Source organism: Loktanella gaetbuli, from assembly GCF_020531945.1.
Taxonomy (GTDB): Bacteria; Pseudomonadota; Alphaproteobacteria; order Rhodobacterales; family Rhodobacteraceae; genus Loktanella; species Loktanella gaetbuli.
In genome coordinates this window covers 642,800-666,812 of record NZ_JAJATZ010000001.1, presented here as the reverse complement: position 1 = coordinate 666,812, position 24,013 = coordinate 642,800, and the positions used below count along the sequence as shown (strand labels likewise).

24 protein-coding genes are annotated in these 24,013 nt (G+C 63.2%); 7 read left to right on the top strand and 17 right to left on the bottom strand.

Features of this window, described 5'->3' with window-relative positions; translation table 11 throughout:
• Nucleotides 1–51: 51 nt before the first annotated feature.
• Nucleotides 52–825 (top strand): enoyl-CoA hydratase-related protein, encoded by a 774-nt coding sequence (locus LGQ03_RS03300; protein WP_226747218.1) that lies wholly within the window; start codon nt 52–54, stop codon nt 823–825.
• A gap of 54 nt (nt 826–879) precedes the next feature.
• Nucleotides 880–1,983 (top strand): alkene reductase, encoded by a 1,104-nt coding sequence (locus LGQ03_RS03295; protein WP_226747217.1) that lies wholly within the window; start codon nt 880–882, stop codon nt 1,981–1,983.
• A 38-nt stretch (nt 1,984–2,021) separates the two neighbouring features.
• Here the strand turns inward: LGQ03_RS03295 and LGQ03_RS03290 are convergent, their stop codons facing one another.
• The 3 genes from LGQ03_RS03290 to gltX all read right to left on the bottom strand — a co-directional run bounded on the left by LGQ03_RS03290 (nt 2,022) and on the right by gltX (nt 5,278).
• Nucleotides 2,022–2,546 (bottom strand): GNAT family N-acetyltransferase, encoded by a 525-nt coding sequence (locus tag LGQ03_RS03290; RefSeq protein ID WP_226747216.1) that lies wholly within the window; start codon nt 2,544–2,546, stop codon nt 2,022–2,024.
• The gene (gene gltA, locus LGQ03_RS03285) at nt 2,518–3,807 is read right to left on the bottom strand and encodes a citrate synthase (RefSeq protein ID WP_371260147.1); all 1,290 of its coding nucleotides are present in this window, start codon (nt 3,805–3,807) and stop codon (nt 2,518–2,520) included. The genes LGQ03_RS03290 and gltA overlap by 29 nt, the downstream gene beginning before the upstream one ends.
• Nucleotides 3,808–3,874: 67 nt before the next feature.
• Complete coding sequence (gene gltX / locus LGQ03_RS03280) at nt 3,875–5,278, bottom strand: glutamate--tRNA ligase (protein ID WP_226747215.1); 1,404 nt, start codon at nt 5,276–5,278, stop codon at nt 3,875–3,877.
• A gap of 81 nt (nt 5,279–5,359) precedes the next feature.
• On the opposite strand from gltX, the gene LGQ03_RS03275 reads away from it, so the two are divergent.
• Nucleotides 5,360–7,423 (top strand): ComEC/Rec2 family competence protein, encoded by a 2,064-nt coding sequence (locus LGQ03_RS03275; RefSeq protein WP_319004443.1) that lies wholly within the window; start codon nt 5,360–5,362, stop codon nt 7,421–7,423.
• On the opposite strand, the gene lexA is transcribed toward LGQ03_RS03275, so the two are convergent.
• The 8 genes from lexA to LGQ03_RS03235 all read right to left on the bottom strand — a co-directional run bounded on the left by lexA (nt 7,417) and on the right by LGQ03_RS03235 (nt 13,769).
• Entirely contained in the window at nt 7,417–8,103 is a 687-nt protein-coding gene (gene lexA / locus LGQ03_RS03270) for a transcriptional repressor LexA (protein ID WP_226747213.1), read from the bottom strand. The genes LGQ03_RS03275 and lexA overlap by 7 nt on opposite strands.
• Before the next feature lie 82 nt (nt 8,104–8,185).
• Nucleotides 8,186–9,358 (bottom strand): molybdopterin molybdotransferase MoeA, encoded by a 1,173-nt coding sequence (locus tag LGQ03_RS03265; RefSeq protein ID WP_226747212.1) that lies wholly within the window; start codon nt 9,356–9,358, stop codon nt 8,186–8,188.
• Complete coding sequence (locus LGQ03_RS03260; protein WP_226747211.1) at nt 9,355–10,227, bottom strand: GIY-YIG nuclease family protein; 873 nt, start codon at nt 10,225–10,227, stop codon at nt 9,355–9,357. The genes LGQ03_RS03265 and LGQ03_RS03260 overlap by 4 nt, the downstream gene beginning before the upstream one ends.
• A gap of 17 nt (nt 10,228–10,244) precedes the next feature.
• Nucleotides 10,245–10,718: a cyclic pyranopterin monophosphate synthase MoaC gene (gene moaC, locus LGQ03_RS03255; RefSeq protein WP_226747210.1), complete on the bottom strand. Its 474-nt coding sequence runs from the start codon at nt 10,716–10,718 to the stop codon at nt 10,245–10,247.
• A 1-nt stretch (nt 10,719) separates the two neighbouring features.
• Entirely contained in the window at nt 10,720–11,532 is an 813-nt protein-coding gene (gene trpC, locus LGQ03_RS03250) for an indole-3-glycerol phosphate synthase TrpC (RefSeq protein WP_226747209.1), read from the bottom strand.
• The gene (locus LGQ03_RS03245) at nt 11,529–12,182 is read right to left on the bottom strand and encodes a uracil-DNA glycosylase (RefSeq protein WP_226747208.1); all 654 of its coding nucleotides are present in this window, start codon (nt 12,180–12,182) and stop codon (nt 11,529–11,531) included. Before LGQ03_RS03245 ends, trpC begins: the two co-directional genes overlap by 4 nt.
• Nucleotides 12,166–13,179: an anthranilate phosphoribosyltransferase gene (gene trpD / locus LGQ03_RS03240; RefSeq protein WP_226747207.1), complete on the bottom strand. Its 1,014-nt coding sequence runs from the start codon at nt 13,177–13,179 to the stop codon at nt 12,166–12,168. The genes LGQ03_RS03245 and trpD overlap by 17 nt, the downstream gene beginning before the upstream one ends.
• On the bottom strand, nt 13,176–13,769 hold the full coding sequence (locus tag LGQ03_RS03235; RefSeq protein ID WP_090160702.1) for an anthranilate synthase component II: 594 nt from the start codon (nt 13,767–13,769) through the stop codon (nt 13,176–13,178). Before LGQ03_RS03235 ends, trpD begins: the two co-directional genes overlap by 4 nt.
• A 131-nt stretch (nt 13,770–13,900) precedes the next feature.
• Between LGQ03_RS03235 and LGQ03_RS03230 the strand changes: the two genes are divergently transcribed.
• A complete protein-coding gene (locus tag LGQ03_RS03230) occupies nt 13,901–15,529 on the top strand; it encodes a divergent polysaccharide deacetylase family protein (protein WP_226747206.1) in 1,629 nt (542 codons plus the stop codon).
• 3 nt (nt 15,530–15,532) lie between these two features.
• Here the strand turns inward: LGQ03_RS03230 and trpE are convergent, their stop codons facing one another.
• The 6 genes from trpE to fabI all read right to left on the bottom strand — a co-directional run bounded on the left by trpE (nt 15,533) and on the right by fabI (nt 22,227).
• The gene (trpE, locus tag LGQ03_RS03225; RefSeq protein WP_226747205.1) at nt 15,533–17,041 is read right to left on the bottom strand and encodes an anthranilate synthase component I; all 1,509 of its coding nucleotides are present in this window, start codon (nt 17,039–17,041) and stop codon (nt 15,533–15,535) included.
• Nucleotides 17,042–17,043: 2 nt separating this feature from the next.
• Nucleotides 17,044–18,885: a SurA N-terminal domain-containing protein gene (locus LGQ03_RS03220; protein ID WP_226747204.1), complete on the bottom strand. Its 1,842-nt coding sequence runs from the start codon at nt 18,883–18,885 to the stop codon at nt 17,044–17,046.
• A 64-nt stretch (nt 18,886–18,949) separates the two neighbouring features.
• A complete protein-coding gene (locus LGQ03_RS03215) occupies nt 18,950–20,122 on the bottom strand; it encodes an aminotransferase (protein ID WP_226747203.1) in 1,173 nt (390 codons plus the stop codon).
• 145 nt (nt 20,123–20,267) lie between these two features.
• On the bottom strand, nt 20,268–20,789 hold the full coding sequence (gpt, locus tag LGQ03_RS03210; protein ID WP_056034782.1) for a xanthine phosphoribosyltransferase: 522 nt from the start codon (nt 20,787–20,789) through the stop codon (nt 20,268–20,270).
• Nucleotides 20,790–20,809: 20 nt separating this feature from the next.
• The gene (locus tag LGQ03_RS03205) at nt 20,810–21,424 is read right to left on the bottom strand and encodes a LysE family translocator (RefSeq protein WP_226747202.1); all 615 of its coding nucleotides are present in this window, start codon (nt 21,422–21,424) and stop codon (nt 20,810–20,812) included.
• Nucleotides 21,421–22,227 carry an enoyl-ACP reductase FabI gene (gene fabI, locus LGQ03_RS03200; protein ID WP_090160717.1) on the bottom strand — a complete coding sequence of 269 codons (807 nt, stop codon included), beginning with the start codon at nt 22,225–22,227 and terminating at the stop codon, nt 21,421–21,423. The genes LGQ03_RS03205 and fabI overlap by 4 nt, the downstream gene beginning before the upstream one ends.
• A 135-nt stretch (nt 22,228–22,362) precedes the next feature.
• Here fabI and pdxH point away from each other — a divergent pair, with 135 nt between their 5' ends.
• From pdxH to LGQ03_RS03185, 3 genes are read left to right on the top strand one after another with little or no spacing between them, the layout of a single operon-like run.
• Entirely contained in the window at nt 22,363–22,968 is a 606-nt protein-coding gene (pdxH, locus tag LGQ03_RS03195; protein ID WP_226747201.1) for a pyridoxamine 5'-phosphate oxidase, read from the top strand.
• A 33-nt stretch (nt 22,969–23,001) separates the two neighbouring features.
• A complete protein-coding gene (locus LGQ03_RS03190; RefSeq protein WP_226747200.1) occupies nt 23,002–23,526 on the top strand; it encodes a cold-shock protein in 525 nt (174 codons plus the stop codon).
• On the top strand, nt 23,526–23,996 hold the full coding sequence (locus LGQ03_RS03185) for a DUF192 domain-containing protein (RefSeq protein WP_404807373.1): 471 nt from the start codon (nt 23,526–23,528) through the stop codon (nt 23,994–23,996). The genes LGQ03_RS03190 and LGQ03_RS03185 overlap by 1 nt, the downstream gene beginning before the upstream one ends.
• The last annotated feature ends 17 nt before the right edge of the window (nt 23,997–24,013 follow it).

Genomic DNA, 24,013 nt, shown 5'->3' with positions numbered 1-24,013 from the left:
TTTGACCCTGTCGTCGGTTAGGCTGTGCAAAACCAGCAGCAGGACCGACCCATGGACTATACCGCGATCACCGTGAACGTCAGCGACGATGTCGTCACGATTACCATGAACCGCCCCGAAAAGATGAACGCGCTGAACGGCACCATGCGGTCCGAACTGACCCATGCTGTCATGGATGCACCCAACCAAGGACGCGTGCTGGTGCTGACCGGGTCGGACCGTGCGTTCTGTTCCGGTCAGGAACTCAGCTTTGGCGAGGCGGCGAACCTCGACCTCGAAGCCGTGTTGCGCGACGAATACGTGCCGATGCTGAGGGCCATCGTGGATTGTCCGCTGCCGACCATCGCCGCCGTGAATGGTGTGGCGGCAGGGGCAGGGGCAAACCTCGCGCTTGTGTTCGACGTGGTGCTGGCCAGCGAAGATGCCTATTTCGTGCAGGCCTTTGCCAAGATCGGTCTGATCCCCGACGCGGGCGGCACATGGTTCCTGCCGCGTCAGGTCGGATTTGCACGGGCGATGGGGGCATCTTTGTTCGCGGACAAGATCAGCGCCAAACAGGCCGCCGACTGGGGTATGATTTATGAATCCGTACCGGCGGATGATTTCGCCGCACATTGGCAGGCGCGCGCCGGGCAACTGGCGCAGGGTCCGACGCAGACTTATCACCATATCAAACAGGCACTGCGCGCCAGTTTTGACAATGATCTGGATAAACAGCTCGCGCTGGAGGCCGAATTGCAGGGCAAATGTGGCAAGACGCGTGATTTTGGCGAAGGTGTCGCGGCCTTTGTTGAAAAACGCACAGCGCGATTTCAGGGGCGGTAACGGAACAGGTCGCCGGATTCCGGGTTGGTTTCCGAACCAAGAAGGAACCAACCCATGACCGACCAAGATATGCTGTTCAGCCCCATCGAGATGGGCACGATCACCTTGCCCAACCGCGTGCTGATGGCGCCGCTGACCCGCAACCGCGCCCAACCCGACGGAATGCCGTCCGATATGGCCGTGCCGTATTATCGCCAACGGGCCAGCGCGGGCCTGATCCTGACCGAGGCCACGCAGATTTCAGAAATGGGCAAGGGGTATATCAACACCCCCGGCATCCATACCGAGGCGCAGGCCGCCAAGTGGCGCGAGATCACCGACGCGGTCCATGCCGAGGGCGGGCGTATCTTTATCCAGCTTTGGCATGTCGGACGGATCAGCCATACATCCGTCCTGCCCGATGGCCGACAGCCTGTTTCCGCGACCGCCAAACCTGCAAAGGCACAGACCTTTACCCACGATGGTTTCGTGGACTGTTCTGATCCGGTGGCACTGGATGCGGACGGGATCAAGGAAACCCTAAACGACTACCGCGAGGCGGCACGTCTGGCCAAGGTCGCTGGGTTCGACGGCGTCGAGGTTCACGCGGCAAACGGCTATCTGATCGAGCAATTCTTGCAAGACAGCGTGAACGACCGCACCGACGAATACGGTGGCAGCGTCGAGAACCGGATGCGTTTCCTGCAAGAGGCGCTGGACGTCGTGGGTGAACACTGGGACGCCGACCGCATCGGCGTGCGCCTGTCACCGCTGGGTCAGGCCAACGACGGTGGTGACAGCGATCCGCTGACGCACTACAGCGCGATCTACAAGATGTTGAGCGACCGCAAGCTGGCCTACCTGCACGTCCTCGAAAGCTTTCCTGGTAGTGACAACGGCGAAGGGCAGGATCTGATCGACGCCCTGCGCGACCACTACGACGGTTTCTATATGGCGAACGGTGGCTATGACGTGGCCCGCGCGCGCGAGGTCATCACCAGCGGTCGCGCGGATGCCGTGACCTTTGGCCGCCCGTTCATCGCGAACCCGGATTTGCCACGCCGGTTCAATCTGGATGCGGCCCTGAACGAACCCGATCCCGATACGTTCTACGGCGGTGACGAGAAGGGCTACATCGACTATCCGTTCCTCGACGACCACGAGGCCGTGGCAAGCTGACGGATCAGGGGCACCCGACAGGGTGCCCCTTTTTCGTGTCAGGTATATGGCCGCTGCAGCGCGTAATACGCGCTGTCCGACCAGACACCGCCGATGCAATAGGTGCGCTTGGCGCGATGTGTCTCGATGAACCCCAGCGCGGTCAGGGCAGCGGCAGATGCGGTATTGCGTGGGTCGATATCGGCCATCAGGTGGGGGACCTGCGTGGTGGCAAACAGATAGGGAATGATGGCGTTCATCGCCTCGGTCACATAGCCCTGTCGCCAGTGATCGGGATGCAGGATGAAACCGACCTCTTCATCACGATAGAGACCGGCACAGCCGATGACCCTGCCGCTCAGGTCCAGCGCGAAATAGGTCAGCGGTGTCTGTGCGATCATCCCGTCCAGACTGCGGGATGTCACCGCGGGGCTGTCATGGGGCAGGGTGGACCAATACCGCATTGCGCGTGGGTCCGAATAGATGGCGAACAGATCGTCCAGATCGCCCGATGCGGGACGGCGCAGCACCAGCCGCGCCGTCACCAGAACAGGATCAGCGGTTTTCGATGTCAACGTAGTCACGGGTGGTTTCACCCATGTACAGCTGGCGCGGACGACCGATTTTCAGCTGCGGATCGGACAGTTGTTCCTGCCACTGCGATACCCAACCGATGGTCCGGCTGACCGCAAAGATCGGCGTGAACATGGATGTGGGGAAACCCATCGCCTCGAGGATGATGCCCGAATAGAAATCGACGTTCGGGAACAGCTTTTTCTCGGCGAAATAAGGATCCTCGAGCGCGGCCTGTTCCAGCGCCTTGGCGACCTTCAGCGTTTCGTTGTTCTCGATCCCCAGCAGGTCCAGAACTTCGTCGGCGGACTCCTTCATCACCGTCGCGCGCGGGTCAAAGTTCTTGTACACGCGGTGGCCAAATCCCATCAGGCGGAACGGGTCGTTCTTGTCCTTTGCCTTGGCGATGTATTCGGGGATGCGGTCGACGGTGCCGATTTCGCGCAGCATTTCCAGACAGGCTTGGTTCGCACCGCCGTGTGCCGGTCCCCACAGGCAGGCAATCCCTGCCGCGATGCAGGCAAACGGGTTTGCGCCCGACGACGATGCAAGACGCACGGTGGATGTCGATGCGTTCTGTTCGTGGTCCGCGTGCAGCGTGAAAATGCGGTCCATCGCCCGCGCCAGCACCGGATCGACATTATAGTTTTCAGCCGGAACGCTGAAACACATGTTCAGGAAATTCGACGCGTAATCCAGATCGTTGCGCGGATACACGAAAGGCTGGCCCACGTGGTACTTGTAGGCCATCGCCGCGATCGTCGGCATCTTGGCGATCAGGCGGAACGCTGCGATTTCGCGCTGCTTTTCGTCGTGAATGTCGGTGCTGTCGTGATAGAATGCGGACATGGCACCGACGACACCGACCATGATGGCCATCGGATGCGCGTCACGGCGGAAACCACGGAAAAAGTTCATCATCTGCTCGTGCAGCATCGTGTGATGCGTCACGATGAATTCGAATTCCTCAAGCTGTTCTGCATTCGGCAACTCGCCGTTCAGCAGCAGATAGCACACTTCGAGGTAGTGGGATTTTGCCGCCAGCTGGTCGATGGGATAGCCACGGTGCAAAAGCTCGCCCTTGTCACCGTCGATGAAGGTGATGGTGCTGTCCGTCGAGGCTGTCGACGTGAAACCGGGGTCATAGGTAAACACGCCAGCCTGCGCATAAAGCTTGCGAATATCGAGGACATCGGGACCAGAGGTCGGCGTGAAGATTGGCAGGTCATAGTCCTTGCCGTCGATCGTCAGCTTTGCGCTTTTTTCCGTCATAGTCAGTCCTTACTTTCACTCGTCGCCGGGGCGACCATATTGGGACGGCGCTTTCACCCTTGGATGATCAGGCCGCAGCGGCGGTGATCCGGGCCAGCGATTCCTCGCGGCCGAGCACCAGCATCATATCGAAAACACTTGGGGAAACCGACCGGCCCGCCAGTGCCGCCCGCAGCGGCCCGGCCAGCTTGCCCAGCTTGGTGTCGCGGGCGGTCGCAAAGTCGGCGATCGCCTCCTCTAACGTATTCCGGTCCCACGTAACATTTTGCAGGTGCGGCGTCAATTCTGCGAGATATTGCTGCGCCGTAGCATCAAGCGCCTTGGCGGCCTTTTCATCGGGCACGATGGGGCGTTCCGTCAGCACGAAATGCGCCTTTTCCAGCAGTTCGGGAAAGGTTTTGGACCGTTCCTTGAGCGCGGGCATCGCGCGCAGCAAGCCGTCCGCCTGACGTTCGGTCAACGCCAGCGCACCCGTCGCCGCAAGGTAGCCCTGAATTTCGGCAACCAGGGCGGCATCATCCATGATGGCGATATGCTGGCCGCTGATGTGTTCCAGTTTTTTCAGGTCGAACCGGGCGGGCGATTTGCCGATCCCGTCCAGATCGAACCAGTCGCGCGCCTGTGCATCGGTGAAAAACTCGTCGTCGCCATGGCTCCATCCCAGACGGGCAAGGTAATTGCGCATACCGGCAGCGGGATAGCCCATTTTCTGGTAATCGGCGGCCGCAGTCGCCCCGTGGCGTTTCGACAGTTTCTTGCCGTCGGCGCCGAAAATCAGCGGGATATGCGCAAGGGTGGGTTTGTCCCAACCCATCGCGTCATAGATCAGGTTCTGGCGAAAACTGTTGGCCAGATGATCGTCGCCCCTGATGACATGGGTCACGCCCATGTCGTGATCGTCGACAACCACGGCCAGCATGTAGACAGGCGTGCCATCGGATCGCAGCAGGATCATGTCGTCCAGCTGATCGTTCGACCAGGTCACATCGCCCTGCACCGTATCATGCAGCGTGGTCGATCCGTCGCGGGGCGCCTTGACCCGGACCACATAGGGCGCGTCGGGGTGATCGGCCTCTGCCACGTCGCGCCAGGGCGAACGGAACAGGGTCGATGTCTTGTTGGCGCGCGCGTCCTCGCGGAATGCCTCGATTTCTTCGGGCGTGGAAAAGCATTTATAGGCCGTGCCGTCCGCCAGCATTTGCAGTGCGACTTCGGCATGACGGTCCGCGTTGGCTGCCTGAGAGGTCGGCTCGCCGTCCCAGTCAAGACCCAGCCAGGTCAGCCCGTCCAGGATCACTTGGGTGTTTTCGGGGTTCGACCGTGCCTTGTCCGTATCCTCGATCCGCAGCAGGAAGGTGCCACCATGCCCCCGCGCATAGAGCCAGTTGAACAGCGCAGTGCGCGCGCCGCCGATGTGCAGGGCCCCGGTCGGAGAGGGCGCGAAACGGGTGACGGGCGGGGTGGCTGTCATGAAAATTAACCTGTCGTTTACCAGTGCAGGCCAAGCTGCCTGCGTTGCATGTTGGATATGGCGACAGGGGGTAAAGAACAAGTGCAAGCGGCCCTTTCGGCGCAGCGCGGCGGGTTGATCCACTGGTTGCCGGTTTGCCTTGGGATCGGGATCGGCGGCTACTTCGCATTGCGGTTTGAACCCGGGTTGCCAGTCTGGATCGGCCTTGCTGGGCTCTCGCTTGGATGTTTGTGGTTGGCACGTGCGCTGCCGCAGGCCTATGCGCCGCTTGCATTGGCCGTTGCCTGTATCTGCGCCGGGGCGGGACTGGCCAAGGTGCAGACTGCGGCACATGACGCGCCCGTGTTGAGCTTCAGATACTACGGTCCCATTGCGGGCCGTGTGGTGAATATCGACCGATCGTCTTCGGATGCGGTGCGCCTGACACTGGACCGGGTGGCGCTGGACGGTGTGCCGCTGGACCGGACGCCGCGCCGTGTCCGTGTGTCGCTGCACGGCGATCAGCCAATTACCGGCTGGCATCCCGGTGACCAACTGGTGCTGACAGGACATCTGTCCGCCCCGAATGGTCCTGCAGAACCCGGTGGATTTGATTTTCGCAGACACGCCTGGTTTCAATCGATCGGTGCCGTCGGCTATACTCGCACCCCCGTTCTGCGGTCCGCCCCGCCCGAAGGCGGCACTGCACTTCTCGTCTTTCGGATTCGCATGGCCATTTCCGAGGGTGTGCAGACACGTCTGCCGGGGGATGCGGGTGCCCTTGCGACCGCGATCATCACGGGTGACCGATCCGGGATCAGCCAGACGGCGCTGCAGGATCTGCGGGACGCGAACCTCGCGCATCTGCTTGCGATTTCGGGCCTGCACATGGGGTTGCTCACGACGTTCATTTTCCTTGTGGTCCGCGTGGGGCTGTCGTGCTGGCCTGCGCTCGCGCTGCGTGTCCCGGTGAAAAAGGTCGCCGCACTTGTGGCCTTGTTCTCCGGTGCCGCCTATCTCGGGCTGTCGGGCGGGTCCGTTGCCACCCAGCGCGCCTTTATCATGGTGTCCGTAATGTTGCTTGCGGTGTTGCTGGACAGACGGGCACTGACGCTGCGGGCTGTGGCACTGGCGGCCACGATCGTGCTGGTGCTGCGGCCCGACGCGCTGACCGGGCCGGGTTTCCAGATGTCGTTTGCCGCGACGACAGCCTTGGTTGTGGTGTTCGGTTTGCTGCGGGGACGCCAGTTTGGGCCTGGGTGGATGCGCGGCATCGTGGGTGTCGTCATCTCTTCGGCCGTGGCGGGGCTGGCGACCGCACCCATTGCCGCGGCTCATTTCAACCAGGTGCCGCACTACGGATTGCTGGCGAACCTGGCCAGCGTGCCGTTGATGGGCGCGATCATCATGCCGGCCGCGGTGCTGGCAGCCTGCCTGGCACCGCTCGGCCTCGAAGGTATCGGCCTGTGGATCATGGGCCAAGGGCTACGCTGGATCCTGTGGGTCGCGGGCACCGTCGCGGGCTGGGACGGTGCCGTCAGCCATGTTGTTGCACCGGGGCCATCCGTTCTGCCCTTGCTCTGCCTTGGGTTGCTGTGGTTGATCCTGTGGCGCGGGGCCGCGCGTTGGGCGGGGATCGTGGCAGTGATTGCGGCCTTTGGCCTATGGGCGGGCACCACGCGACCCGCCATCCTGATTGCCGATACCGGTGGACTGATCGGGCGCATGACACCAGAGGGGCGCGCCTTGTCGCGGGCAACGGGCAACGGGTTTGTGGCGACGATCTGGCTGGAAAACGATGGTGCTCCGGCCGAACAGGCGGTCGCTGCCGCCCGCGCCGGGTTTCTGACCCAAGGCGCCGTGGTTTCGGCCACCGTCGGACCACTGCATATCGTCCAGGTCCGGGGCAAGACCGAATTGGCCCGGCTCAAGGGATGCGGAGGCGCCGATGTGCTGGTCCTGACCGTGCCCGACACTGCCGTGCGACCCTGCCTTGTCCTTGACCCGGTCACGCTTCGCGCGGCGGGCGCGGTTGCCATCGACGTCACGGATGCTGACGGCCTCACTGTAACGACCGTGCAGATGCTTACAGGACAGCGGCCATGGACACCCACTGCGCCACAGCAACGCGTTGCTGTGGACATTCAGATCGCCCGCGTTCAGTAGGTGCGGATCAGACCCACCAGACGCCCTTGCACCTTGACCTGATCATCGCGAAACCGCCGCGTCTCGTAGGCGGGATTGGCAGCCTCCAGCGCGATGGTCGATCCTGTGCGCCGGAACCGCTTGAGCGTGGCTTCCTGATCCTCGACCAATGCGACAACGATATCGCCGTTATCGGCCGTGCTGGTTTCACGGATCACGACAACATCGCCGTCATTGATCCCGGCCTCGATCATCGAGTCGCCCCTGACCTCCAGCGCGTAGTGTTCACCCTTGCCTAACATGGATTGCGGCACAGCGACCGAATGCGACACCTCTGAAATGGCGGCGATCGGAACACCGGCAGCGATCCGACCCATCACGTTCAATTCCACTGCTGCAATGCTGACGTCGCGGTCCCGTGAGGGGCGGCTGTCTGGACGGTCACCATCGATGACGCGCGGTGTGAACCCCGGTTTGTCCATCATGCTGTCGGGCAGTTTCACGATTTCCAACGCGCGGGCGCGATGCGCCAGCCTGCGGATGAAACCGCGTTCCTCCAGCGCCGTGATCAGACGGTGAATCCCGGATTTCGACCGCAGATCCAGCGCTTCCTTCATTTCGTCGAATGAGGGGGGGACGCCGTCGCGCTGCACGCGCTTGTGGATGAATTCCAGCAGATCGAGCTGTTTCTTGGTCAACATGGCAGGCCCCCGGGGTCAAGCGACAGAAGTGTTCGCCCGTGTTCTACCTCTGTTCCCGTTTTGTGTCAATATTGCCCACGCGCTATATCGCAATCACCGCGATCCGGTCACCTGCGCGCCTTGCCGGATCACCGACGGGCCGGACGGCCAGGCAATTGGCCTGAGACAACACACTCAAGAGGGCGGAATCTTGACGATCGAAAACGGTGACGCTGTCACCCGCGCAAACGGCACGCATGTAGTGTTCGCGCGGTCCGTTCGCTGTCAGGTCATGGGTCAATATGGCACTGCGGCGCGGCGCTGGCCGGGCCGAAAGCCCGGACATGGCCGCGATCAGCGGCAACAGAAAAACATGACCGCAAACCATGGCCGACACCGGATTTCCGGGCAGACCGACCATCGCGGCACCATCCACGCGGCCTGCCATCAGTGGTTTGCCGGGGCGCATCGCCACCTTGTAGAATGCACGCTCCATGCCGCGTGCGCCCGCGGCAGCCGCCACCAGATCATGATCTCCGACAGACGCACCGCCGATCGTGACGATCAGATCAGCGCCGCGCGCCAGATCAAAGGCAAGCGCGAGACTGGCGTGCGTGTCCCGTGCGATGGGCAGCAGCCGCACGTCAGCACCATGTGCGCGCAGCAATGCCGCCAGACCATGATTGTTGGACGCGATGATTTGATCCGGACCGGGTGTTTCGCCGGGCTGTACCAGCTCGTCTCCGGTTGCGACGATTGCCACGACCGGCCGGCGCGTCACGGGCACCCGCGCGATGTTCATGGCCGCCAGCAAGGCGATATCGGCAGGGGTCAGCCGTCGCGGCGCACCCAGCAAGTCGCCTGCCAGAAAATCCGCCCCCGCGGGTCTGACGTAGGCATTGCCGTCCAGATCGGCACGCAGCGTGATCACGTCCGCGTCGCGCGCGACGTCCTCCTGGATCACGACGCGGTCCGCCCCTTGCGGCAGGGGGGCCCCGGTAAAGATGCGCACGGCCTGTCCATTGGCAATGGCACCGTCGAAACCGTGTCCGGCGGCGGCCTCTCCGATGACGTGAAACCGTGCACCCGGTGCGACAGCCGCGCCATGCACCGCATAGCCATCCATCGCCGAGGCGGCAAAGGGCGGCTGCGTGCGTTGCGCCGCCACGTTGCGTGCCAGAACACGGCCCGCCGCATGGTCCAGCGGCACCCATTCCACGTCCAGCGGGGTTACCAGCGCAAAGAGCGCATCCAGCGCCTCCACCACGCTGATCATGTTGCGGCCTCACCGATGCTTGCTGCTTCCCAATCGGCAAAGGTGCGGCCGTCGGGCAGGGTCCAGGAAATTCGCCCGTTGGCCGACCGGCCCGCGACGACTGCGGCAGCGGCCGAGGGGCTGCTGAAGGCATAGTCTTCGGTGAACACGAGATGGTCGCCTTGCCTCACAAGGATGCCCTGCTGCTGCAGTTGATCGTATTGCTTGGAATAGCTCTGAAATTTTGCAGAACCGACCCACGAGCCACGTGCGAGGGAGCCTTTTTGCACGACCAATTCACCATCATCAATCTGCGCCGTGGCCTGAACGCCGTATTTTGGCAGGATGAAGGAGAACACTGGGGCACGCTGTAGATGACCCGCTTGGGGCGTGACCGCCTTGGGCCGCGCCTTGCTCAGGAACAGATCAACCCGGATCGCAGGAAGGACCATGTTCAACGTGTCAAGGAAGGCCTCCATGTTCGCCGTCGCGGCTTCTGACAGGCTGCTGCGGGTTGGTTGGTTGCCATTTTCAAGCGGGGTGTGCCCAACCTGTTTCGCCAGTTCGACCAACCGCGATTCAAGGTATTTGACGTGCGCCTTGTGCAGGTTGTTGGCAGAGGTCGTGATCAGGATCGCCTCGTTCCACCAGTCCTTGTTCACCACGTGGGATTTGAGGCGCTCGCGCATGTCCTCGCCTTCGCCGATATAGGCCAGCGGTCCGTCCTCGGCTTCACCCAGCAAGACGTAGACGCCGGTATATCCTGCCTCGACCCGCGCCAGCGCCTTGGCAATCTGGGTGCGCGGGGTGCGCAGCACGTGTCCGGTCCAGTTGAACACTTCGGCGGTCAGCATCCCGTCGGGGCGACCGTCGATAAAGAATAACTCCAATGACCGGCCTGCTTCGCTCATTCGGCCGTGAACCGCCCGGATTTGCCGCCATCCTTGAGCGTGACGCGCACGCCGGAGATTACCATGTCCTTTTGTACGGCCTTGACCATGTCGTGCACGGTCAGGGCGGCGACCGATACGGCGGTCAGTGCCTCCATCTCGACGCCCGTTTTCCCGGTGGTTTTCACGGTGGCGCTGATGCGCACGCCGGGCAGGGCGGGGTCGGGGGTCAGATCGACGCTGACCTTGGTGATGGGCAGCGGATGGCACAGCGGGATCAGATCGGCGCAACGTTTCGCACCCATGATGCCGGCCAACCGTGCAGTGCCCAGCACGTCGCCCTTGTCCGCGCGGCCCTCGGTGACCAGCGCCAGCGTTTCGGCCGTCATCGTGATATGCCCCTCGGCCACGGCGATCCGCGCGGTCACATCCTTGTCGGACACATCGACCATATGGGCATGGCCCGCGCTGTCGAAATGCGAAAGTGTCATATCACAGGCCCGCCGGGTTCACGGGGTTGGCCAGCAGATCGCGCGTTGCCTGTTCCACATCGTCCTGCCGCATCAGCGTTTCGCCGATCAGGAACGTGCGCGCGCCGTAGCGGGCGAGGTCGGCCAGATCCTCTGGCGTGGCAAGCCCGCTTTCCGACACGATGGTCCGCCCGGCCGGCACGTGTTTGGACAGCGCCCGCGTGGTATCCAGCGTGGTTTCAAAGGTGTTCAGATCCCGGTTGTTGATCCCCAGAAGCTGCGCATCAAGATCGGCGGCGCGGTCCAGTTCGGCGCGGTCGTGCACCTCGACCAGAACGTCCATGCCCCAGGATTCGGCTGCGTCCTCCAGCTCGTGGGCCTGTGCATCGCTGACGCTGGCCATGATGATCAGGATGCAATCGGCCCCCCAGGCGCGCGCCTGTGCGACCTGATAGGTGTCGTACAGGAAATCCTTGCGCAGCACCGGCAGGTCGCAGGCCGCACGCGCCTGCACCAGATAATCGGGCGCGCCCTGAAACGACGGGCCGTCGGTCAGCACGGACAGGCAGGCGGCACCGCCTGAGGCATAGGCCGCGGCGATGGCGGCGGGATCGAAATCTGCGCGGATCAGCCCCTTGGACGGGCTGGCCTTTTTCACCTCTGCGATCAGGCCATATCCGTCCTGTGCCGCGCGGTGCAGCGTGGCCGCAAAGGGACGTACGGGGCCTGCGTCACGGGCACGGGCCTCCATTTCGGACAGTGGCACTTCGGCCTTCTCTGCCGCGATTTCGTCCAGTTTGTAGGCCTTGATGCGGTCGAGAATGGTCTGTGTCATGCGGGGTCCGTCCAATGAATGGGTCGTTCACTGCGGGTTGTAAGCCACGTGTTCACAGTTGAAAATGGCCCAGAGCCGAAAAACCCGCGATGCGCCGACAGTGGCGAGGGATGTGCTGCGGTCAGTACCAGATGATGTGCTGCCCGCGGGGCAAAGCGCCGCGCAGGCCCACCCCACAGCACAAAGGCCCGTGGCGCGTCCTCCAACCGGGCGATGACCTGTTTGACCAGCACGTCCCAGCCCAGACGCGCATGCGCCGATGCCGCACCCTGCGGCACGGACAGCGCGGTGTTCAACAGCAACACCCCCTGATCGGCCCAGTCGTCCAGCGAAGTCTTGGTCCGGGATGCGCCCAGATCGGTCCGAATTTCCTTGAAGATATTGCCCAGCGAATCCAGCCGCCCGCCAAAGCCGTCGGGGATCGAGAACGCCAGACCGTCGGCCTTGCCGGGGGTGTGATAGGGGTCTTGTCCCAAGATCACGACACGGGTGTCGTCCGGTTGCGTGCGGCGCAGTGCTGCAAACATCAGGTCCTGCGGTGGAAAGACCGGTCGCGCCTCGCCGGCCAGCGTGGCCTTGATCGCGGGCCAGTGGTCCGCCCAGAACGGCAGGTCAGCCCAGCCGCCCAGCCCCTCAGGCGGCGGTGACACGTGCCAGCGCCTCGACCGCGCGCAGGGCAGCGCCGCTGTCGATGCTTTCGGCTGCCAGCGCCACACCAGCGGGCAGGTCCGCTGCCTTGCCAGCGATCAGCAGGGCTGCGGCAGCGTTCAGCAGCACGGCGTCCCGATAGGCCGATGGCGCACCATCCAGCAGGGCGCGAAAGGCGGTGGCGTTTTCGGCGGGCGTGCCGCCGACGATATCGGCAAAGGGATGCACCGGCAGGCCCGCGTCCTGCGGTGTGACCTCGAATTCGGTAATGGCACCGTCCTTGATCGCGGCAACCCAGCTGGTGCCGGTGATCGTCAGTTCGTCGGTGCCGTCGGACCCGTGGACCAGCCAGGCGGCCTCGGTGCCCAAGGCCAGCAGGACCTCTGCCATGGGGCGGATCAGGTCGCGGGTGAAAGCGCCGGTCAACTGGCGTTTGACGCCTGCCGGGTTCGTCAACGGCCCCAGAATATTGAAAATCGTACGGGTGCCCAGTTCAGCCCGCACGGGGCCGACGTGGGCCATGGCGGGATGATGCATCGGGGCCATCATGAACCCGATACCGGCCTCGTTGAGCGCGCGTTCCACCACGTCCGGGCCGACCATGACGTTGATGCCCATGGCCGATTGCACATCCGCCGTGCCGGATTTCGACGACAGGTTCTTGTTGCCATGTTTGGCGACGGGCACGCCTGCACCGGCCACGACAAAGGCCGTCGCGGTCGAAATGTTCAGCGTATGTTTGCCGTCGCCACCGGTGCCCACGATATCCATCGCACCCTCCGGTGCGCGCACGGGCAGGCACTTGGCACGCATCACGGCGGCGGCGGCGGCATATTCGTCTACCGTTTCGCCCCGCGTGCGCAGCGCCATCAGGAAACCGCCGATCTGCGCGGGGGTGGCATCGCCGTTGAACAGGATGCCGAATGCATCCTCGGCTTGCGCGCGGGTCAGCGGACCCGTGGCCGCAGCGTCGATCAGCGGTTTGAGCGCATCGCTCATGCCGCGACCTGCGGTTTCACCTGCGCCAGATCGAGAAAGTTCTGCAACATCTGGTGGCCGTGCTCGGAACGGATACTCTCGGGGTGGAACTGCACGCCCTGGATCGGCAGGTCCCGGTGTTGCAGACCCATGATCGTGCCGTCCTCCAGATGCGCCGTCACCTCCAGGCTGTCGGGCAGGGTGGCGGGATCGACCACAAGGCTGTGATAGCGCGTCGCGAGAAACGGATCAGGCAACCCCTTGAACACGCCCTGTCCGGCGTGATGCATGGTGCCCATCTTGCCGTGGACGATCTCGCCCGCGCGCACCACCTTGCCACCAAAGGCCTGACCGATGGTCTGATGTCCCAGGCAGACACCCAGCAGCGGCGTCCGCGTCTCGGCTGCGGCATGGGTGAGGGCCAGACAGATGCCCGCCTGATCGGGGTCGCAGGGGCCGGGTGACAGCACGATGGCCTGCGGTTTCATCGCCATCGCCTCTTGCACGTCGATCTTGTCGTTGCGCCGCACCTGTACATCGGCACCCAGATCACCCAGGTAATGCACAAGATTATAGGTGAAACTATCGTAGTTATCGATCAGCAGGATCATGTTGTCACCGGGCCTTGGGTCAATTAGGGGCTACCGTCCGGGCGGGACCACACGGTATAGTCGCACCCGATATGAGGGCTGATGCAGGCAGGCGTCAAGGGCAGGCCCCGACAGGCAAAGGGATTAGCGGTATGGCATTCGTGAAAGGCGCGGCATGGGGCGTTGTTGTGGGCGGCATGGCCGTCGCCACGGGATCGTTGCTGGCACCGCAGCCTGTGGGCAACACGCCTCCGGTCTTGCCACAGACCGAGGCCCCGCAGGCAAATGCCACGCCTGAACCGTTGCCCGATGTCGCCTTGATCGAGGCGCCGGAGGCGTCGCAGCCAGCGGACATGACCGAACCCGCGCTGTCGTCCCCGACCGTCGAGGCCCAAACACCCACCCCCGAGACGCAAAGCGCGCAGACACCCGATCCCGCCGTGATCGAACCTGAGTTGGTATCGCCGGAACCCGACACAACGGTATCGATCGCCACCGCGCCCGAAGAACCCGTCCTGCCCAACCCGCAAAGCCTGTCACCGCAGGTGCCCGCATCGGAGGCGGATGTGGCGCTGTCGACAACGCCACCGCCGCCCGTCGTGGTCGATGTGCCGGAACCCGACGAAACGATGCCGTCCACATCGGACGATGCAGCCGATGCTCCCGTGGTCGTCATGGTCGAACCCGCCCCGACCGCCGAGGACATACCGCCGCAGGATACGCCTGAAACAGCAACCGGGACGCAAGATGAGACGGTCACAGATGTCGCAGAACCCGAGGCACCCGCGCCCGATGCGCCAGACGACGAACAGGTCATCGCATCAGCGCCCGTCGTGATCGATACGCCTGCACCCCAGGACCCGGACTCTGCGGGTGACGCGGGCTCTCCGCTTGCTGTCTCGGACATCACGACACCCGATGCTGCAATGCCCGATCCCGCACCTGCGGACGGGACGGTGGACAGCGCAGCTGAAGCCGCGCCGACGGTCGTGACGATCATCGACGGGCCCACCGGCACCACCACGGACCCTGCCACCGGCATCACGATCCGGCGCCCCGCTGGCGATACCCCTGTCGCGCCCGCTGCAGCAGAGGCGGAACCGCTGCCCGCCCTGGTGGAATTCGCGGCGTTTTTCGACAATCCCGATGCTCTGCCGCAGATGAGTGTAATTCTGATCGACGACGGCGCATTGCCCAACGGCCCGCGCGCGCTGCAAGAGGTGCCGTTTCCGGTCACCATCGTTCTGGACCCGTCGCGTCCCGGTGTGTCGGAGCTGATGGACGCCTACCGCGCAGGCGGATTCGAGGTGGCCGCCCGCGCAAGCCTGCCGCAGGGCGGGACGGCCGCCGATGTGGCGGTCGCGCTCGAGGCGACGTTCGACGCCTTGCCGCAGAGCGTGGCACTGGTGCAGACCGATGGTGCTGCACTGGGGCGGTCGGACCCTGCCACAGAGCAGGTCGTCGCCACCTTGGCAGCTGACGGTCGCGGGTTGGTGCAGGCAGACAGCGGCCTGAACGGTGCAGCGACCGTGGCCGATGCGCAGGATGTGCCCAATGGTGTCATTTTTCGTGATCTGACAGATGTCGATCAGGACGCGCGGGTCATCCGGCGGTTCATGGATCAGGCGGCGTTCCATGCTGGGCAGCAGGACGGCGTGATCCTGCTGGCACGGCTGACGCCTGAAACCCTGTCGGCGATGATCCTGTGGGGCACCGCCAACCGCGCGCGACAGGTTGCGATGGCACCGCTGTCCGCGACGCTACTGGCCGGGGGCGACTGACCGCTAGCGGTTGCCGCCCTTGGAGAACATCGCGGCATCGGCAGCGGCCTTGCGGATCGCATTCGATTTGTGGACGGTTTCCTGATATTCCGCCTCGGGGTCGCTGTCATAGACGACACCGCCACCGGCCTGAATATACAGGTTCTGATCCTTGAGGACGGCAGTCCGCAGCGCGATGCACATGTCCATGTCACCATTCGCACTGAAATAGCCGACACCACCACCGTAGACACCGCGCTTTTCAGGTTCCAGCTCGTCGATGATCTGCATCGCACGCACCTTGGGCGCGCCTGAGACCGTGCCTGCGGGCATCCCGGCAAAGAATGCCGACAGCGCGTCCTGGTCATCGGCCAGTTCGCCGACGACGTTCGACACGATGTGCATCACGTGGCTGTAGTATTCGACCTTGAATTCCTCGGTCGGGCGGACGGTGCCGATCTTGGACACCTTGCCGGTGTCGTTGCGCCCCAAATCCAGCAGCATTAGGTGTTCTGCCAGCTCTTTCTTGTCGGCCATCAGGTCGGCCTCGTTGGCGGCGTCCTCCTCAGGGGTGGCACCGCGCGGGCGCGTGCCGGCAATGGGCCGGATCGTCACGCGGCTGCCGGTCACCTGCACCAGAATTTCCGGTGAGGCCCCGATGACCTGATAGCCGCCAAAGTTGAAATAGAACATGTAGGGCGACGGGTTGGTGCGTCGCAGGCTGCGATACAGCGCAAACGGCGGTTCGGGGAAATCCAGCGTCCAGCGTTGGCTTGGCACCACCTGAAAGATATCGCCTGCGCGGATATATTCCTTGGCCCGTTCGACCAGCGCGATATAGGCATCATGCCCGATGTTGGACCGCGGTTCGCCTACGGGGGCCGGGTCGGCCATGTCGCGCCGGTCCGGCACGGCACGCGACAGGGCGCGTTCGGCCTCCATCACGCGTTCGGCCGCCTGCGCATAGGCCGCTTTTGCGCTGACGTCCGCATTGACCCAGGCAGGCGCCACAAGGATCACGTCGCCCTTGACCCCGTCCAGCACCGCGATCACCGAAGGGCGCATCATGACCGCATCTGGCAGGCCCAGCGGGTCGGGGTTCACATCCGGCAGATGTTCGACAAGCCGGATCATGTCATAGCCCAGGTAGCCGAACAAACCGGCACTGGCCCCCGGCAGGTCCACCGGCAGATCGATCCGCGATTCCGCGATCAATCCGCGCAAGGCCTCCAGCGGGGGGACCGTATCGGCGACAAATCCATCGGGGTCATAGCGTGCGGTCCGGTTGGTCCGGCTGGCACCCGCGTGGCAATCCCAGATCAGATCGGGGTTCATGCCAACGATGGAATAGCGCCCGCGGATTTCACCGCCCGTCACGCTCTCGAGCATGAAGCTGTTCACACCGGCATCGCCCAGCTTCAGCATCAACGACACCGGTGTGTCCAGATCGGCAGCCAGCCGGGTCCAGACAATCTGGTTCTGACCGGCGTTGTAGCCGGCGGCAAAGGTCTCGAAATCGGGGGACTGGCGCATGGTCATTGCATCTGCGAATTGACGGCGTTGACGGCGTTCTGGTCGATCACCACATCCGTCCGCATCCGTACATCATTGGCAAAGGCATCGTAGATGTCCTGCGCCAGACCGGCGGCAATCTGTTCTGACAGCGCATCGCGTTGTGCCGCGACCCGTTCGTTGTCGGGATCGGCGGGCGTCACGCGATTCAGACGCACGATCAGCGCCCCATCCGGGGTGGGCAGGGCACGCACCTGTGACGTCTCCATCGCGAACACCTCTTGCATGAAACCGGCGGGCGCGCCTTCGACAAAGCTGCCCCGCGTCAGGTTCTGCTGTTCGACCGGGTCGAGGCCAAGGCTGTCGAGCCGGGTCATCGGCATGACCTGCGTTGCCAGTTCTTCGGCGCGGGCAATGATTGCCAGTCGTTCGGCGGCCGCACGCCATGCAGCGTCCAGACGGTCACTGACCTCGGCCATCGGTTGCAGGGCAGGGGGTGTCACGCTGTCCAGACGGACGGCGAAAATTCCGCCGTCCTCCAGTTCTTCGAGGGTGGTGAATGCACCTTCCTCGACAGCCGCCGCAGCATTGCGAAAACTGTCGTAGGCAGCAGGGCCATCGGTCGTGTCGGGGGTGACGCTAATGCTGCCCAGCTCCAGTTCGGTCCGGTCGGCCAGATCCTCGAGCGTGGCACCGCCCGCGATCAGGTCGTTGATCTGCTCTGCGCTCTGGTTGATGACGCGGCGGGCCTGCGCTGTCGCAAGTTCCTGTTCCAGATCGGGTGCGGCGTCCTCAAAGGGGATGTTTTCCGCGGCAAGGATCGCGTTCACGCGAAACAGCGCCGGTCCCAGCGATGTCTCGATGGGGCCCACGACATCATCCGGTGCTGCGGCAAAGACGGCATCGCCAGCGGCCCCCAGATCGTCGCGGCTGACGTCGCCAAGGTCGACATCCGACAACGACAGACCGCGCTGAGTGACCAGCGCGTCGAAATCGGTCTCGTTCGCTGCGATCTGTTGCTGTGCGGTGTCTGCCGCCGCGGCGTCGGGAAACACAAGCCGTTCGACAAGGCGGCGTTCGGGTTGCTGGAACTGGCTGATCCGGTCCTCATATAGGTTGCGCACCTGATCCTCGGGGATCGTGACGTCATCGGCCAGCATGGCCGGAGTCAGCATCACATAGGTGATTTCGCGCGCCTCGGGGGCGGTGAACATGTCCGGATTTTCATCGTAAAAGGTCTGCAGATCGGCCTCGGTCGGGCCGGGCACCGGGGTGTCCAGATCATCGACGGTCACAGGCGCAAAGACGATATCGCGCGTTTCCCCCAGAAAGGTCAGCAGCGTATCCACATAGACGGGCGGCATTTCCACGCCGCTGATCACGGCACCCTGCAACAGCGTGCGGGCGACATCGGCGCGCAGGGACGCCTCGAATTCGGCCTCGGTCATGCCGGCATTGGCCAGGGCACGGCGGTACGTTTCGCGGTCAAAATTGCCGGACAGGGACTGAAATGCCTGGGTTGACAGGACCTCGTCGCGGACGCGGTCATCACCGATGGACAACCCCAGCCGGGCGGTTTCGTTGTCCAGCGTCGCGATCGTTACCACCTGGTTCAGCACCTGCCGGTCCAGACCGCTGGCCTGCGCCTGCTGGAACGTGACACGGTTGCCGACCTGCGCCTCGAGACTGCGCAACTGGTTGTTCAACGCGCTCTGGTAGCTTGACACCGAAATTTCGGTGTCACCCGCCATGCCCAGACGCTGGATCGACCCTGTGAATCCGCCGGTGCCAAAGCCCAGCAAGCCCACGAACAGCAGGATCAGGATCACCCAGACGCCGAATCGTGATTTCTTCTGCTTAGCCATGTGATGCGGTCCCCTGATACGTGGTCCGCGCTTCAATATGGGGGCCGGGCGGGTCGTGCAAGCCTCAGGGCGCGATCAGGGCCAGACGGTCGAACAATTCCGCGATGGCGGGGCGGTCGACATTGGCAAATGCGATCCGTATTTCCGATGCACCCAAGGGGTCGGACGCAGGCCGGAACATGGTCCCGGGCAGACAGAGGATGCCTGCGTTTTTCACCAGCCATGGCGCGAGATCGGCGGACGACATGTCGAACGGGTGACGCAGGTAGGCGAAATAGGCCCCGCATCCGCGCAACTGCCAGCCCTTCTCGGCCAGTTTCGGAAAATGGTCCATGATGGCCGCGCGCCGGTCGAGGATTTCTTGCCGTTCGCCGGCCAGCCAGGTGCCCAGATTGCGCATCCCCCAGAGCGCGGCGCGTTGGCCCAGCTGGTTGGGGCAGATCGTGACGGTGTCGAGAAACTTTTCCACCTCCGCGAGGCGGGCAGAGGACGCGACGATGGCGCCAACCCGGTGGCCGGTCAGCCGGTAAGCCTTGGAGAACGAATAGAGCTGGATCAGCGTATCGTCCCAATCGCCCGCAAAGAGGTCATGTGGCGCCCCGTCGCGGGCATCGAAATCGCGGTAGGTTTCATCAAGGATCAGCGCGATGCCGCGGCTGCGGCAAAGATCACGAAAATCGGTCAGCGTTTGCGCTGGATATTCGACGCCGCCGGGATTGTTGGGACTGACCAGCGCGATCGCGCGCGTCCGTCCGGTGATCAGCTTTGCTGCATCCACAGCCCGCGGAATCAGATCAGGCCCAGTCTGCAGGGGAACCGTCCTGACACCGGACATATCCAGCCACATGGCGTGATTGAAATAATAGGGCACCGGCAGGATGACCTCGTCATCCTCGCCGCACAGGGTCGAAATCGCGGCCGCGAATGCCTGATTGCAACCCGACGTGATGGCGATCTGGTCGGCACGGATCCGGCCGCCGTATGCACCGGACCACTGGGCTGCCACCTCGGCCCGTAGGTCGGGCAAACCCAGTACGGGCCCATAAAGGTGTGCGCCTGCGTCCTCCATCACGATCCTGGCCATTTCCGCACGCATCCGCTCGGGCGGTGCGTCCAGTGGGGCGGCCTGGCTCACGTTCAGCAATGCACGGCCTTCGGGATGGGTTACGCCATCCAGCCAGCGCCGTGCCTCCATCACCGGTGGCGGAAAAGTCAGTGATGTGCGTGATCGTGACATGAGACTTCCCCGAACAGAGCGGCTGCGCCGCACGCGATTTTTGCCTTTGGCCTTCGGCCACGGCGGTATTTTGAGTATTTTTGGCAAGATGATGCGGTTTAATATCATCTTGCCCCAAATACTCCCGCCGGAGGCTCCTACGATCTCAATCCTTGCCGCGGTAGGGTTCGACGTATTGCAGGGCCATGTCCCAGGGAAAGAAAATCCAGGTGTCCTGACTGACTTCGGTGATGAAGGTATCGACCTGCGGGCGACCCTTTGGTTTGGCATAGACCGTTGCGAAATGTGCCTTGGGATACATTTCGCGAACCACCTCGAGCGTGCGGCCGCTGTCGACGAGGTCGTCGACAATCAGGATGCCGGTCCCGTCGCCCATCATGTCGGCGTCCGGCATCTTGAGAACCTTGGTTTCGGATTGTTCCTGATGATCGTAGGATTTGACCGAAATCGTGTCCACCGTGCGGATGTCGAGTTCTCTTGCGACGATCATCGCGGGGGCCATGCCACCACGGGTGATGGCCACGATGGCGCGCCAGCCGCCGCCCTTTTCGCCGGCCTCGCCCTCTGGTCCCAGACCATCGAGCCGCCATGCCAGCGCACGGCTGTCACGGTGGATCTGGTCCCAACTGATGTGAAAGCCTTTTTCGTGGGGCAGGCGGTCCGGCATGGGGTGTCCTTTCAGGGTGGTCAGGTCAGGGCAATCTTGAGGCCGAGCAGGGCCAGGAAGCCGCCAAAGGCCCGGTCGATCCAGGTCTTTGCGCGGGCATAGGCCGCGCGGGGGCGCGGCAGTGAGAAAAGGCGGGCCACAAGGATGTACCACAGCGTTTCATTGGCAAACACGGCGGCGAGTATTGCCAGTTTCCAGGCCTGCGCCGTATCGGCCGGGACCAATCCGACAAAAACCGCGCCAAAAAATACGGCCGGTTTGGGATTGGAGGCAAAGGTCAGAAAGCCAAACCGGATGGCAGAGCCAGCGGTCCGCGGACGTGCAGCACTGTCAGGGGCGGGCAGCGGGTTGCGGGCGTGCCGCCACATCATCACGGCAATAAAAAACAGGAATGCCGCCCCCACCAGTTTCAGCGCCAGAAAAAGCGTCGGCATCAGTTCAAAGACCAGCGCAAGGCCCGCCATCGCGGCCCCCGCCCAGAGCAGAGCGCCAAGTCCAAAGCCCAATGCCAGCGCGCAGGCCACGCGAAACCCGTCCGATGCCGCGACCCGCAGTGCAACCACAAACGAGGGTCCCGGCGAAATCGCGGCGGCCAGATGGATCAGCACGACCGAGGCAAAGGCGGCAAATGTCATTCCTTGGTGATGTCGGGCGCGTCGACCGCCTTCATGCCGACAACGTGGTAGCCTGCGTCGACGTGCAACACCTCGCCCGTGACGGCGCTGCCCAGGTCCGACAGAAGGTAGAGCGCGGATTTACCGACCTCTTCCTGGGTGACGGTGCGGCGCAGGGGCGAGTTGTATTCGTTCCATTTCATGATCAGGCGGAAATCACCGATGCCGGAGGCGGCCAGTGTCTTGATCGTGCCTGCGCTGATGGCGTTCACACGGATGTTGTCCTTGCCCAGATCCTCGGCCAGGTAGCGCACGGATGCCTCGAGTGCGGCCTTGGCGACACCCATGACGTTGTAATGCGGCATGACCTTTTCCGCGCCGTAGTAGGACAGCGTCAGGCAGGACCCGCCGTCGGTCATCATCTTTTCCGCGCGCTGCACCACGGCGGTAAACGAGTAGACCGAGATGTCCATCGAGGTCAGGAAGTTCTGGCGCGAGGTGTCCACGTAGCGGCCACGCAATTCGTTCTTGTCCGAAAATCCGATGGCGTGGACGATGAAATCCATCTTGTCCCAGTGTTCGCCAAGCTGGGTGAACATCGCGTCCACGCTGTCCATGTCGCCCACATCGCAGGGCAGCACGATGTCGGACCCGACTTGTTCTGCCAGCGGTGCGACGCGTTTTTTCAACGCCTCGCCCTGATAGGAAAACGCGAGTTCCGCGCCCGCATCGGCCAGCGCCTTGGCGATGCCCCAGGCGATGGATTTGTCGTTGGCCAGACCCATGATGAGGCCTCGTTTTCCTGCCATCAGTGTAGAGGTCATGTGGGCACCCTTGCGCAAAATCGAAACGTCTGTTCCGTTTAGGTGATGAACGGGCGCTGGACAAGTATTGCCGCAAAGGCGAAAACGTTGTCCGCGGCCATGCGACGGGCGCGTTTTGAACTGTGGAGCGTTGCGATGACTGACCGGGACGGTATTTTTGCGGGCGATGATCCGTTCGAGCTGACCCGGCGGTGGCTGTCCGAGGCCGAGGCCACCGAGGTCAATGATCCCAACGCCATTGCATTGTCGACAGTCGATTCGACCGGCATGCCCAATGTGCGGGTCGTTCTGCTCAAGCAGATTGAGGACGATGCCTTTGTGTTCTATACGAACTATGAGGGCACCAAGGCGCAAGAGCTGGACGCCAGCGGTCGGGCGGCCTTTGTGATGCATTGGAAATCCTTGCGCCGCCAGATCCGGGTGCGTGGTCTGGTCAGCCGCGAGGACGGCGCGCAGGCCGATGCGTATTACCGCAGTCGTGACCTGAACAGTCGGATCGGGGCCTGGGCGTCCGCGCAATCGCAACCCGTGGAATCCCGGCAGGCCTTGATGGACAGGGTTGCAGCGGCGACGCAGGCGCAGGGTGATGACCCTGACCGGCCCCCGTTCTGGGGTGGCTACCGATTGCGGCCGCTGGAAATTGAATTCTGGGCCGACGGCGCGCATCGCTTGCACGACCGGTTCACGTGGCGGCGGCACGACCTGACGTCGGAATGGCAGATTCAACGGCTTTTCCCTTAGGCGCGGCACGAGCATGAAACAGGAGTGTGTCTGATGGAGGTCGACAAGACCGGCGAGGAGATGACGGGCACCGTCAAATGGTTCGATCCGGGCAAGGGGTTCGGTTTCGTGGTCCGCGACGGTGGTGGACCCGATGTGCTGCTGCATTCGAACGTGCTGCGCAACTACGGGCAGGCCTCTATTTCCGAAGGCAGCGCTGTGCGTATGACAGTGGTCAGCACCCCGCGCGGGGATCAGGCCGAACGGATTTTGTCCATCACACCTCCGGCCAGCAGTGGCGGTGCGCCACTGGACGATCTGGAACATCTGACCGATGCCGAACGCGCGCAGATGCCCTTGCTGCCGGCGCGGGTCAAATGGTTCGACAAGGCCAAGGGGTTCGGTTTCGCAAACGTGTTTGGTGCGCGGGATGATATTTTCGTACATGTCGAAGTGGTGCGGCGCTGCGGCCTGGCCGAGCTGACCGCCGGAGAGGCGATCGCGATCAGGGTCATGCAGGGCGAACGGGGCCGCATGGCGGTCGAAATCAAATCTTGGGATCTGGGCGAGGACATCTGATGCGACTGACACTGACGATCGTGGCGCTGGCGCTGATGCCGGCAACCGATGCCATCGCAGCAAGCTGCGATCCTGCCGTTGTCACCGTGCTGGGTGATTTCGGTCGCGCACGGTTCGCCGTGGATGTCGCGGATGACGACGCCGAACGGGCGCAGGGCCTGATGAACGTCGCCGAAATGGGCACGATGGAAGGCATGATCTTTGTCTATGATGCGCCGCAACCAGCCAGCTTCTGGATGCGCAACACGCTGATCCCGCTCGACATGATCTTTGCGGCCGAAGATGGCACGATCAGCCATATCCATCCGCAGGCGGTGCCACTGGACGAAACACCCATCTTTGGTGGGGACAACATCAAGTATGTTCTGGAAATCAACGGTGGGCTTGCACAGCGGTTAGGGATCGATGCGGGCGACGTGTTGCAGCATCCAGCGATCGGCCCGGATCCCGTGGCACCCTGCGATCCGTAAATTCGGGCTTTTCAATC